Source organism: Deltaproteobacteria bacterium, from assembly GCA_013151235.1.
GTDB lineage: Bacteria > CG2-30-53-67 > CG2-30-53-67 > CG2-30-53-67 > CG2-30-53-67 > JAADIO01.
This window is the reverse complement of record JAADIO010000011.1, coordinates 50,973-63,417: the sequence shown is the minus strand read 5'-3', so window position 1 is coordinate 63,417 and position 12,445 is coordinate 50,973. Positions and strand designations below refer to the sequence as shown.

General features: G+C 56.6%; 11 protein-coding genes. All 11 read left to right on the top strand.

Annotated features, from left to right (window positions below):
* Positions 1 to 211: 211 nt before the first annotated feature.
* The 11 genes from GXP58_02540 (at position 212) to GXP58_02490 (ending at position 12,433) form a co-directional block, all read left to right on the top strand.
* The gene (locus tag GXP58_02540; GenBank protein NOY52480.1) at positions 212 to 1,762 is read left to right on the top strand and encodes a hypothetical protein; all 1,551 of its coding nucleotides are present in this window, start codon (positions 212 to 214) and stop codon (positions 1,760 to 1,762) included.
* A gap of 404 nt (positions 1,763 to 2,166) precedes the next feature.
* Positions 2,167 to 3,099 (top strand): MoxR family ATPase, encoded by a 933-nt coding sequence (locus GXP58_02535; GenBank protein ID NOY52479.1) that lies wholly within the window; start codon positions 2,167 to 2,169, stop codon positions 3,097 to 3,099.
* Positions 3,096 to 4,460: a VWA domain-containing protein gene (locus tag GXP58_02530; GenBank protein ID NOY52478.1), complete on the top strand. Its 1,365-nt coding sequence runs from the start codon at positions 3,096 to 3,098 to the stop codon at positions 4,458 to 4,460. Before GXP58_02535 ends, GXP58_02530 begins: the two co-directional genes overlap by 4 nt.
* 13 nt (positions 4,461 to 4,473) lie before the next feature.
* Positions 4,474 to 5,238: a bifunctional hydroxymethylpyrimidine kinase/phosphomethylpyrimidine kinase gene (gene thiD, locus GXP58_02525; protein ID NOY52477.1), complete on the top strand. Its 765-nt coding sequence runs from the start codon at positions 4,474 to 4,476 to the stop codon at positions 5,236 to 5,238.
* Positions 5,239 to 5,459: 221 nt separating this feature from the next.
* Entirely contained in the window at positions 5,460 to 5,897 is a 438-nt protein-coding gene (mraZ, locus tag GXP58_02520) for a division/cell wall cluster transcriptional repressor MraZ (GenBank protein NOY52476.1), read from the top strand.
* Between the two features lie 45 nt (positions 5,898 to 5,942).
* On the top strand, positions 5,943 to 6,386 hold the full coding sequence (locus GXP58_02515; protein ID NOY52475.1) for an STAS domain-containing protein: 444 nt from the start codon (positions 5,943 to 5,945) through the stop codon (positions 6,384 to 6,386).
* 63 nt (positions 6,387 to 6,449) lie between these two features.
* Entirely contained in the window at positions 6,450 to 7,397 is a 948-nt protein-coding gene (rsmH, locus tag GXP58_02510) for a 16S rRNA (cytosine(1402)-N(4))-methyltransferase RsmH (protein NOY52474.1), read from the top strand.
* Positions 7,394 to 7,729 (top strand): cell division protein FtsL, encoded by a 336-nt coding sequence (gene ftsL / locus GXP58_02505; GenBank protein NOY52473.1) that lies wholly within the window; start codon positions 7,394 to 7,396, stop codon positions 7,727 to 7,729. The genes rsmH and ftsL overlap by 4 nt, the downstream gene beginning before the upstream one ends.
* A 36-nt stretch (positions 7,730 to 7,765) precedes the next feature.
* Positions 7,766 to 9,538 (top strand): penicillin-binding protein 2, encoded by a 1,773-nt coding sequence (locus GXP58_02500; protein ID NOY52472.1) that lies wholly within the window; start codon positions 7,766 to 7,768, stop codon positions 9,536 to 9,538.
* Positions 9,538 to 11,019 carry a UDP-N-acetylmuramoyl-L-alanyl-D-glutamate--2,6-diaminopimelate ligase gene (locus GXP58_02495; protein ID NOY52471.1) on the top strand — a complete coding sequence of 494 codons (1,482 nt, stop codon included), beginning with the start codon at positions 9,538 to 9,540 and terminating at the stop codon, positions 11,017 to 11,019. The genes GXP58_02500 and GXP58_02495 overlap by 1 nt, the downstream gene beginning before the upstream one ends.
* Positions 11,020 to 11,029: 10 nt before the next feature.
* Entirely contained in the window at positions 11,030 to 12,433 is a 1,404-nt protein-coding gene (locus GXP58_02490) for a UDP-N-acetylmuramoyl-tripeptide--D-alanyl-D-alanine ligase (GenBank protein ID NOY52470.1), read from the top strand.
* Positions 12,434 to 12,445: the final 12 nt, after the last annotated feature.

Below are 12,445 nucleotides of genomic sequence, written 5' to 3'. Positions count from 1 at the left end.
CCGGTCCTGAATCTTCGGATGTTGTTGCCGACCCTGTTCTGCCTTTTCATGGAAACATCCTATAGCACCTTGTAATTAAAAGACAAATTCACGGTATGATTTTATTTTTGACAGTATTATTGCAGAGTGCATATGATTTCCATATGCCTTTCTTGGTATATCTCCGGCACTCATATTTTCTTATCACATCCACAGAATAAGAAGGAATTTCATGAAGAGATTCGCCGCTGTTATCTTTTCCGTCTTTTTCCTGTTTTCAGTAAGCATCCCGGCCGCAACGGCCGCGGAGGGGGATGCTTACACCACCTTCGGGACGAACGGTTCCGTCATCTGTCATGATGGCCAAGGCACGGATAATGATGTTGATGATGTGATCATACAGTCCGATGGTAAGATCCTCGTTGTTTGGAGGTCCTATCCAGCTACGGGTGGTTCGGCAAAATTATTCATACAACGTTACACGTCCGATGGTAAAATAGACACATCCTTCGGATCGGGAGGTACGGTAACCTATTCACCTGCTTCTAATTCCTCCTGCAAGGACTATGAGATGCATACAGACTCAGGCGGCAAAATCCTTGTTACCGGGGACTGCTCCTCCTCTGGCGGCGTTTTCTCTTTCCTGCTTCGGTACAAGAGTGACGGGACCCTTGACACCACCTTCGGAACGGACGGCGTCGTAAGCAATAGTGATATGTCGGGGGGCAGCGTCCTTCCCATGAATAGCGGCAAGATCCTTCTGGTTGGGGATGGCGAGACCTCTGCCACGGGAGATGCCGTTGTCCTCCGGTACAACAGTGACGGGACCCTCGATACGACCTTTGGGACAAACGGCGTCGTAACGTACACTGATGATCGAAGTTACGACTCATGCTGGGTTTCTGACCACGTTCTGCAGCCCGACGGGAAAATCTACGTCCTTGGTGCATGTAAGAGTTCGTCATCCCCTATTGAAGGCTCGTTTCTCCTTTACTACAACAGTGACGGCTCGCCCGACACCTCCTTCGGGACAAAGGGGGTGATCCAGTATGACGGTGAAAGTTATCGTGATATTGTGCAATTGCCGGACGGACGGATCCTTCTTGTAGGGAATGAGGGCAATAATTATAATTCTTCAAGGATTGTCCTGACACGATTGCTTGGTCCGATTCCAGCAGATTACGACGGGGACAGGGACGGAACGGCCGATGCCGATGAGCCGGGTGTCGCCTCCCTCTACACGGCAGGTGACGCCGCCGTGACGCTCAAGGCGAAGGGATCGGGGGAGACGATCACGGCCGCAACCTCCCTGCCGAAGCCGGCAAGCGGCCCGAGCAGCAACACGACCTTTCCCTACGGTCTCTTCAGTTTCAAAGTGAATAAGGTCGGAAGCGGACAGGGGACGACCGTGACGATCTATCTCCCGTCCGACACGACGGTCAACGCCTACTACATGTACGGCCCGACGCCGGATAACACAAGTGATCACTGGTACAAGTTCAGTTATGACGGAACCACGGGGGCCGAGATCAGCGGGCATACCATCACCCTCCACTTCGTGGACGGGAAACGGGGCGACGACGACCTCACGGCGGACGGTGTCATCACGGATGCCGGCGGACCGGCCGTGGAGGCCGGCGGCCTTTCCACCGGCAGCAGCGGTGGCGGTGGAGGGGGTGGGGGCGGCTGCGCCCTTCGTCAGGGCGCCCCTGCCGGACCGGATCTTGTCTTCCTTCTTCTTCCCCTCCTGCTGATTTACCTGGCAAAGAGGAGAAGGGCATAATCATTGTTTGGGTGGCCGCCCCGGGTAAACCGCTGAATGTAAGTTAACTATCCCCGATGGTGCTCCCTGAAAGTTTACCTCAAGAATGTCATGTGTGTGCCCCCCCCAACGCCCCATATCGCCCTGGAGTTGCACCGGATCGTGTACCGGGGCCGCCGGATAGTCCTCTTGCCCGAGCCAATCCTTGATCATTGGTAGGGTCAATCCCGACCGCCGATTCACCACCTGATATTGGGGGAATTCCCCGTTCCGGATGTAGCTTGCCACCGTTCTGCGATCCAGACCGAGTTGCCGGGCAATCGCCCTTGACGGCTCTGTTGCTATGTAATATTGTTGTCATCAATCCGACTTCTTTTTACAAGCTGTTCAAAATATGCCCGGGGTTGGCCGGGCGTCTTATGAGAATGGAGTGTGTACCCGTGTCGATCAAATCCGTCAAAGATGTATCCAAGGCATTGAAGAAGCAGAAGTATATCGCCTCGAAAGAGATTGCAACGATCGTCTATTTAGGGATCCGGATGCAGCGTCCCGTCCTGGTGGAAGGGCCGGCCGGTGTCGGGAAGACGGAGCTGGCCCGGGCCATGGCAAAGGCGATGCACCGGGAGTTGATCCATCTGCAATGTTATGAGGGGATCGATGAGACGAAGGCGATTTATGAGTGGGAGTATGCCAAGCAGCTTCTCTACACGCAGTTGCTGAAAGAGAAGATCCATGAGCTGGTCGACTCCGCCCGTGATCTCTCTCAGGCGATCCAATCCCTGGATGAACTGGAAAACGCCTTCTTCTCCGATCATTTCCTGTTGCAGCGGCCCCTGCTGAGGGCCATCACTTCGGAGGAGCAGTCGGTCCTGCTGATCGACGAAGTGGACAAGCCGGACCCGGAGTTTGAGGCCTACCTGCTGGAGGTGCTGAACAATTATGAGATTACGATCCCCGAACTCGGGACCCGGAAGCCCCGGGTGATTCCCATGGTCTTTCTGACGTCCAATGCCAACCGGGATTTGAGTGATGCCCTCAAGCGGCGGTGCCTTCATCTCTTCATTGACTATCCGTCGCAGGAGCTGGAATGCAAGATCGTGGCCTCCCGGTTTCCCGATATGGACAAGTCGCTGATCAATAAATTAGTCCGCTCTATCCACCGCATCCGCGACCTGGACATCAAGAAAAAACCGGCCATCTCCGAGACCATCGACTGGGCGGAATCGTTGCTGACTCTGAATATCCGGAATCTCGAAGCCGATGAGCTCCGGAAGACGCTGGGGATTATCAGCAAGTACAAGACCGATATGGATACGATCCTGCAGAACTCGGCCCGGATCCTGGGAGATGACCGGTGACTTCCGTCCTGCTCCAGTTCGCGAATTTTCTGCGGTACAATGGTTTTCCCATCGCCACTTCGTCGTTGCACGATGCCGTCACGGCACTGAAAGAGATTGAGCTTTTAGACCGTGAACAATTTCTCTTCGCCCTGCAGGGCTGTTTTATCAAGCAGAGCAGGGACCGGCCGAAATTCATCCGGTTGTTTCATCGGTTTTTTGAAGATCACTCTCCCCTGGAATTTGAGCAGCTCGATTCCGTCGTCAAGCTCGAGGCGCTGGAGTTTGCGGGAGAGCTGCGCAGGGAGGGCGACCAAACGGAAAAACTTCTTGCAGACTACATTGAGGGAGAGGTGGATGGGCTTCTCGATCTGGTCCGGGGAGAGGACACCGTGGAGATCGGCGAAGGAGAGTTGTCGGACCGTCCGCTTTCGAAGTCGAAACGGGAAAAGGTACGCAAGGCGATCCGGGTCATTCAGGACAAACGAGAGGCCTATACGGAGGCTTCCTATCAGATGACCCGGGATCAGCGGGAGGCATTGAGCGAATTTCTGCGGAGGCGCTTGCAGGATGCGCAGGATCTGTTGCAGGAGAAGAGGACGGCAAGGCCCGCCCAGGAAAAGCTTCTTCCCTGGGAGCGGCAGCGGACGATTTCGATGATTAAATTCGACCGCCTGACTCTCAAGGAACATGCCCGGGTAAAGGAAGCCGTGGAGAAGCTTGCCCAGAAACTGAAAGACGCATTGATCCGTCGGGAGAAGCGGGCGCATCACGGCAGTCTGGATATCAAGAACACGATTCGCAGTTCCCTCCGCTATGACGGTGTTCCCTTTGATCTTCGCCGGCGGGTTCACCGCCGCAAAAAAGGAAAGATCGTCGCCCTTTGCGATATTTCGATGTCCGTGGCCTACGAGGCCCATCTGATGCTTCTGCTGTTATACCGATTGCAGGACCGGTTTTCCAAAATTCGCTCCTTCATCTTTGTTCGTACCGCCCATGAGATTTCCTATTATTTCAAAGAACACAATCTAGAAACGGCCTTTGAGAAGGCGGTCAAGCAGCACCGTATCGGTCTGGGGCAGCTCACGAATTACGGGATCGCATTTGAGACCTTCCTCGAGAAATACTCCAGTGCGCTGGATAAGGATACGACCTTGATTGTCCTGGGTGACGGAGAGAACAACTGGAACGATCCGAAGGTGGAGACCTTCCGCAGGATCACGGAGCGGGTCCGGAGAACCATCTGGCTTAACCCGGAAGAAGAAGAGTTCTGGTATTCCGCCACCAATGTCGTGATGCAGTACAAGCCCTATTGTGATGATTTAAGAGAATGCGCGACCCTGGAACAGTTAACGGATTTCGTCGGGAGCCTTGTTGTGTAGATGGGGGTATTAAATGATATGTGAAGATCCGATCCTGAAGGTGTTGACCGTTGCCGGGGCCGATCCGACGGGTGGGGCGGGGATTCAGTCCGATCTGCGAACCTTTGATCGTTTTGGCGTGTCCGGCCGTTCCGTGATCGCCGCCCTGACGGCGCAGGATGGTCAGGGGGTTCGGGGGACCTTTCCTGTGGCGCCGGAGGCCTTTGCCCTGCAACTGGAAACGATCCTGCAGGGGGAGCGGATCGACGGGCTCAAGACGGGAATGCTCCTGACGGAGGAAAACGTGCGGGTTCTGGCCCGTCTTCTGAAACATTTCGCCCCGCCGGTGGTGGTTATCGATCCGGTCCTCTTCTCATCCAACGGGATCCCTCTCCTGGAAGAGGAGGGACGCAAGGCCCTGGTGGAAGAGCTTTTCCCCCTGGCGACGGTCGTGACGCCGAATCTGGCGGAGGCGCAGGCCTTCAGCGCCGTCAGTCGCGGGGCGGGTCCGTCCGAGCGTGAATGGCTGCGGGAGATGTGCAGAAGGATTCACGACCTGGGGCCGAGAAACGTGGTGATCACCGGAGGGCATCTTGCCGGGGACCCCGTCGACCTTCTCTATAATGGTAAGAAATTTTTCTCCTTTGCCTCTCCCCGCGTGCCGGGGGATCTCCATGGAAGCGGCTGCCGCTTCTCCGCCGCTCTCTGTGCTTCTCTGGCACGGGGGTCTTCCATGACGGAGGCCTTAAGAGGCGCAAAGGAATACGTAGAGAATTGTATACGCAACAACCTTCCATGAAAGATTCTTCCCCACTCCGGACCCTTCCTCTCCCCGAATACCGGTAAACTCACAATAAAATATTCATATTGGTAGGTTTTTTTGTCAAAACGCCCATCTTTTTCATCGGGGGGAAATGTATTATAACTCTTGATAAATTCAATATTATCCTTGACAATTGGTTTTTTCCGTGGCTATACTTTGTCTCATAGTGGGTAAATGTGGGAGAGAGTGGGGACAAAGTGTTCAGAGGCCGCTTCAATCACAACATTGATGCCAAGGGAAGACTCAATTTTCCGGCAAAGTTCCGCGAAGTCTTTGCCGATAATTTTGAAGAAAAACTGATTCTTGTCAAGCATAATCGCTGTCTTCGTGCCTATCCCCTCTCCGTCTGGAAAACCCTCGAAGAGACAAAATTCAATCAGTTCAGGACCCCGGATCAGGAGGCCGTTTTTCGCTGGGTCTTGGGTTCCATGGCGGAATGCGGTTTTGACAAGCAGGGACGGATCCTGATTCCTCAAGACCTGAGAAACCATGCGGACCTCAGCCGGGAGACGGTGGTTGTCGGGATGTTGAACAGGATCGAGGTGTGGAACCGGCAGCGTTGGGAGGAGGAAGTGGAAGGCCGGGTGCAGGAAACCTTGAACGTGGAGGAGGCTCTGCAGCAGCTTGGGTTGTAGGGAACGCTCCTGCGGAAGTCGGTTTCTTGCGGAATGGAACGATGAATGGTCCGGTTCGGAAAGCATCCGGGCAGGGAGGGCGATGGAATGGGAAGCCTGAATCAGGACAAGGTGAAGGTCATGGTCCTCAAGCTCGATCGTGATATCGACGTAGAGGACATGAAGAGGATTTGCTCCATTATTGATCGTTACCGTTTGAGGGGGTATGCCTTTTCCATTCTCGATCTCGGGGCTGTGAGCCATGTGAATTTCCTGAGTCTGAAGCAATTGTCGCAGACCGCCGGCAAGCAGAAGGATGCCGGCGGGGGTCTTGCTCTTTCCGGTATGAGTGGATACCTGAAGAATATCTTCCAGATCGTCGGTGTTTACAGCGACTTCAAATACTTCTCCAACTGCAGCCGGGGTATCCAGGCGATCCAAAAAGAGCGACTGGCAACGGATCTTGATGTAGCCGTCATCCATGGCAAAAACCTGCAAACGATCTATTAGTCCGGTAAACCGATCGTTCCTGGCGGTCCTTATGATACAGGGAGCGAAAACGTTTCATGCCGAATGCCCATGAAGCATCTGCCGGTGTTGTGGAAGGAGTCGATCGAGGGCTTGCGGATCGATCCGGACGGGATCTATGTCGACTGCACCCTGGGGGGCGGGGGCCATGCAGAGAGAATTCTCAACCGGCTCTCCCCGGAGGGACGGCTGGTCGGTTTCGACAGCGATTCCGAGGCGGTTGTCCGGGTTGCGGAACGACTTGCCCCGTTCGGTTCTCAATTTACGCCGGTTCAGGGAAATTTCCGGGAGATTCGCTCCCGGATGGAGACCCTGGGTATCGAAGTTGTCGACGGGATCCTGATGGACCTCGGTGTTTCCACCTTTCAGTTGGCTTCGCCGGAACGGGGGTTCAGCTTCCTTCACGATGCGCCTCTCGATATGCGGATGGACCAGCAGGCCGAAATCCCTACCGCCTGCGATCTGGTGAATCGGGAGGATCGGGATACGCTGAAGGGGATTCTCATCCGTTTCGGTGAGGAGAGACGGTGGCGTCCCATCGTGGATGCTATCTGCCGGGTCCGGGAGGATCATCCCATCCGGACCACAAAGGAGCTGGCGGACCTGGTGGAGAAGGCGCTGCCCGGGGCGCGTCGGTTCAGGATTCATCCGGCGACCCGGACCTTTCAGGCCCTGCGGATTGCCGTCAATGGAGAGCTTGCGGCGCTGGAGGAGGGTTTGGCCGGGGCCGTCGATCTCCTTCGGGAGGGTGGAAGGCTCTGTGTTATTTCCTTTCATTCTCTTGAGGACCGGATTGTAAAACGGTTTTTTCATCGGCTGGCGAAGGGGTGTGTCTGTCCCCCCGATTTTCCGGTCTGTGTCTGTAAGGAAGAGCCGGTCCTGCGGCGGGTCACAAGGCGACCGATCCTCCCCACCGAGGAAGAGGTGCGGGAGAACCTTTCCGCTCGTAGCGCGAAGCTCCGGATTGCAGAAAAAAGAGGGAAGAAAAAATGAATTATGCCCCCAGGGTTTTCACGGGGACCCAGAAAATCGACATCCTTTCCAAGCGGGACCGTACCCCGCTCCGGGTGCGCCTTCCCATTCTCTTCGTGGTATTTTTCTGTGTTCTGGTCGGGGTTTGTTCCGTCTGGGAACGGACGCAGTATGTCCGGGTTGGTTATGAGATTGCCTGTCTGAAAGAGCAGAACCGGAAGTTGAAACAGGAGAAGCGCAATCTGCTTCTGGAATATGCGACTTCGATCTCACTCGATCGGGTGGAGAGTCGTGCCCGAAAGAAATTGCATCTGCACCTGCCCGAAGAGGGGCAGATCCTGTATGTCAAGTAGCCGCACCCCCGATCGTATCCCGTGGGGAGAGTCAGGATGAGAAAAAAAGCCTCGAAAGATTATTTTCCAGTCAAGGCGTATCTCGTGATGGCTCTCTTTGCCGTCGGATATGCCCTGGTGGTCTATCGTCTTTACGCTCTCCAGATTCGCGATCACCGGAAGTTACGGGAACGGGCGGAGAAACAGCAGATGCGAATTGTCAAGATCATGCCCAAGCGGGGTACGATCTACGACCGGGAGATGCGGGAACTGGCCATCAGTGTGGATACGGTTTCCCTCTATGCCGTTCCATCGCAGGTCGGGAACAAGCCGGCCGCCGCCCGGATCCTGGCGCGTATGACCGGGAAGCGCCGCCGTCGGATCCTGAAAAGCCTGATGAAGAAGAAACAGTTTGTATGGATCGCCCGGAAATGTAACCCCTCCATTCTGAAAAGATTGGGGCAGGCCGGCCTCAACGGAATTCATGCCCTCTATGAAAGCAAGCGGTTTTATCCCAACCGCACGATGGCCGCAGGCGTCCTCGGGATTGTCGGGATGGACAATGAAGGTCTCGAAGGGATCGAATACAAGTATGATGCCCTTCTCAAGGGGAAACCGGGATACTTTCTGGCCAGTGTGGATGCCAAGCGGCGGAAGATCATGGATGAAGGGGAAGGATTTATCAAACCTGCAGGGGCGAATCACCTGGTCCTGACCCTCGACCGGGTGATCCAGCACATTGCGGAGGAGGAACTGAAAAATGCCGTCGAAGAGAACCAGGCCCTCTCCGGGACGGCGGTGATGATCCGTCCGCAAACCGGCGAGATCCTCGCCATGGCGAGCTATCCCGGGTTCGACCCGAACAAGTTTTGTGAAGCTTCTGCCCGGGATCGCAGAAATCTGGCGATCCAGGAAAACTTCGAGCCCGGTTCCACCTTTAAACTTGTGACACTGGCTGCCGCTCTCGACCGGGGTGTGATTCATCCGAAGGATATCTTTTACTGCGAAAACGGCGCCTATCGGTTCCGTACCACCATCTATCATGATACCCATGAATATGGATGGCTCACCGTCCGGCAGATCCTCCAGCGGAGCAGTAACATCGGAGCGATCAAGATCGGAGAACATCTTGATGAAAAGGATTTTTACCGTTACATCACCGACTTCGGTTTCGGGAAGAAGACCGGGATCGATCTCCCCGGCGAGGCAAACGGCATGGTGCGTCCCACGAAAGAGTGGTCGGGACTCTCCGAGGCCTCGCTTTCCATGGGGCAGGAGCTTTCGGTGACGGCGCTCCAGGTTGTTTCCGCCGTGGCCACCATTGCCAACGAAGGGGTCCGGATGCAGCCCTATGTGGTTTCACGGGTGATCGACGAGGACCGAAACGTCGTGCGGAAATTCCCTCCCCAGGTTCGTCGGCGGGTGATCTCGCGTCAGACGGCGGATTTCCTCATCCGGTGTATGGAGGCGGTGGTCTCGGAAGGGGGGACGGCGCCGAAAGCCGGGGTTCCGGGATTCCGGGTGGCCGGGAAGACGGGGACGGCCCAGAAATTCGATCCCGAACTGGGACGGTATTCCCGGAAGGATTATATCGGCTCCTTTGTCGGTTTTGTCCCGGTCGACCGGCCGGAATTCGCACTGATCGTCGTGGTGAATGAACCTCATGGAAGATACTACTACGGCGGCCTTGTGGCGGCGCCGGCTTTTCGGCGGATTGCGGAACGGACCCTCCGTTACCTCCGGGTGGTCCCGCCGCAATCACCGGAATGGGTCCTGACTCGGTGCAACAACCGGAAGGCAACCTTGGCACAGGTCAATGGGAGCGGGTGATGCTGTTAGTGGATCTTCTGCAGGCGCTTCCGGGTGCGGAGGTTCAGGGCGAAGCGGAGGGCATTGAGATCTCTTCCATCCGGGATGACTCCCGGCAGGTGGAGCCGGGCGATCTCTTTGTGGCGGTGAAAGGGGAGCATACCGATGGACATGCACATATCGGGGAAGCGATTGAAAGAGGGGCTGTGGCGGTGATCCTGCAAGAAGCGAAACCTTTAGAGCGCGTTGCCGCCGTCCGTGTCCCTGATACGGTCGATGCCCTGGCCCGGGTTTCCGCGGCTTTCTGGGGATATCCTTCCCGGGAATTGACCACCGTCGGGATTACCGGGACCAACGGGAAAACGACGGTCTCTCTCTTGATCCAGAGCATTCTGAAGGCCGCCGGTCGTCCGGCGGGGTTGATCGGGACGCTTCGTTACGAGGTGGGTGGTAAGACCCTGCCGGCCCCCAATACCACGCCCCGGTCGTTACAGGTGCAGCAGTTGCTCCACCGGATGAAGGAAACGGGGATGACGGCGGCTGTTCTGGAGGTCTCCTCCCATGCCCTGGCGATCGGACGGGTGCGGGAATGTTGTTTTGATCTTCGGGTCTTCACGAACCTGACCCGGGACCACCTGGACTTTCATGAAACCATGGAGAACTACTATCATGCCAAGGCTGAACTTTTCACGGAAACCTATGTCAAGGAAGAGACGGTCTCCCTGATCAATGTTGATGATCCCTGGGGACGTCGGCTGGTGCAGGAGACGAAAGGAGAGGTCCGGACCTTTGCCTTGTACGAGAAGGCGGATTTCCAGGTTGAGCAGTTTCACAATACCATCGATGGCCTGACCCTGACGGTCAAAACGCCGGTCGGTACGATCGCAATCGAATCGACTCTGAGCGGGAGTTACAATGTTGCCAACCTGTTGGCTGCGGTGGCAGCCGGTGTGACTCTCGGTCTTCCGGCGAAGATCCTGCAGGAAGGGATTGCCGGTCTTTCCGTCGTGCCGGGGAGGTTTGAAAAGATTTCCGGGGCGGGTTTTACGGTGGTGGTGGACTATGCCCATACCGACGATGCCCTGCGGAATTTGTTGAAGACGGTTCGGGAAGTCTGCCGGGGTCGGGTGATTACCGTCTTCGGGTGCGGCGGGGACCGGGACCGGGGGAAGCGGCCTCTCATGGGAGCGGTAGCCGCCCGGCTCTCCGACCGGGTGATCGTGACGTCCGATAATCCGAGGACCGAGGACCCCGGCGCCATTCTTGGGGAGATCCTCACCGGGATCGGAGAAGATCGACGATCTGCCGTGGAGGTGATCGGGGACCGTCGGGAGGCGATTCGGCAGGGAGTCTCGTCGGCGGAAGCGGGGGACATCGTGGTCGTGGCCGGGAAGGGGCATGAAGACTACCAGATTATCGGGGAGAAGCGGTTTCATTTTGACGATCGGGAAGAGGTGAGAAAAGTCATTGCACAAGATTACGGATGCAGGTTTACGTTATGAGGAACGAAAGTTGCTGACGACGGCGGATGTCCTGAAGGCGACGGGCGGAAAGCTCCTCCGGGGAGGGAAGGATCTCCGTTTCACCGGCGTGGAGATCAACTCGAGGACCATCCGGGGCGGTGAACTCTTCGTCGCGATTCGCGGGGAACGTTTTGACGGCCATGATTTTTCCGGGGAGGCCCTGAAGAAGGGGGCACTGGGCCGGATCGTGCGGGAGGGGTGGGCGCCGGAGGCGCCGGACCCGGAGCATGCCTCCCTCAGCGAAGCGAGCCTGATTGCCGTTCCCGACACGCTGCGGGCGCTGCAGGACCTGGCCCATTATCACCGGATGCAGTTTTCGCTCCCCTTGGTGGCGGTCACGGGGACCAACGGCAAGACCTCAACCAAAGAGATGATCTACTCCATCCTCAGGATCGGCCGTAAGACCCACCGTTCCCTGGGGAACCTGAACAATCATATCGGGGTTCCCTTGAGTCTTTTCGGCCTCGGGCCGGAAACCCGGGCGGCGGTAGTGGAATTCGGGATGAGCGGGAGCGGAGAGATTACTCGTCTTCGGGAGATCGCCCGGCCCAACATTGTGGTGATTACCAACGTTTCGGCGGCGCACCTGATGATCCTGAAAAACGTTGAGGAGATTGCCCGGGCCAAGGCGGAGATCCTCGATGATCTTCCCGAAGATGGCTGGGCGGTCCTGAACCGGGACGATCCCAGGGTTTATGCCCTGGCGGAGAAGGTTCGGGGACGGGTGATCACTTTCGGGATCCATCCTTCATCGGATGTAAGGGCGGCGGAGATTACCTCCGGAGAGGGAGGGGCGGTTCATTTTCGACTCTCTTATCAAGGGGAAGAGGTTGCCGTTCGGCTGTCGAAACCGGGACGGCACCAGGTCGGTAACGCTCTGGCTGCGGCCGCCGCCTCGCTGGTTGCAGGAGTCCCACTTCCCGAGATCCAACAAGGGCTTGCTGACTGTACTCTCCCCGGGATGCGGTGGGAATCCTTCCTCCTGCCCGGAGGAACCGAAGTGATCAACGATGCCTACAATGCCAATCCGGCTTCGGTGACGGCGGCCCTGCAGACCGTGGCGGACCTTGGCGGGAACCGGAGAAATATCGCCGTCTTGGGCGACATGCTGGAATTAGGTGACTTCAGTGAAACGGCACACCGGACGGTCGGCCGGATGATCGCCGAAGGTCCGATTGCCCGTCTCATTGCCGTGGGGACGCAGGCCCGATGGATTGCCGACGAGGCGCAACGCTGCGGGATGGATGAACATCATGTGGCATGCTGTGCGGATGCACGGGAAGCCTTTGATAATCTGGTGAAGATCCTGGAAACCCGGGACCGGGTCCTGATCAAGGCCTCCCGGGGAGTGGGGTTGGAAAAGATTGTGGAAGAATTGAGAAATACGGAGTAAGGCAATTGTTCG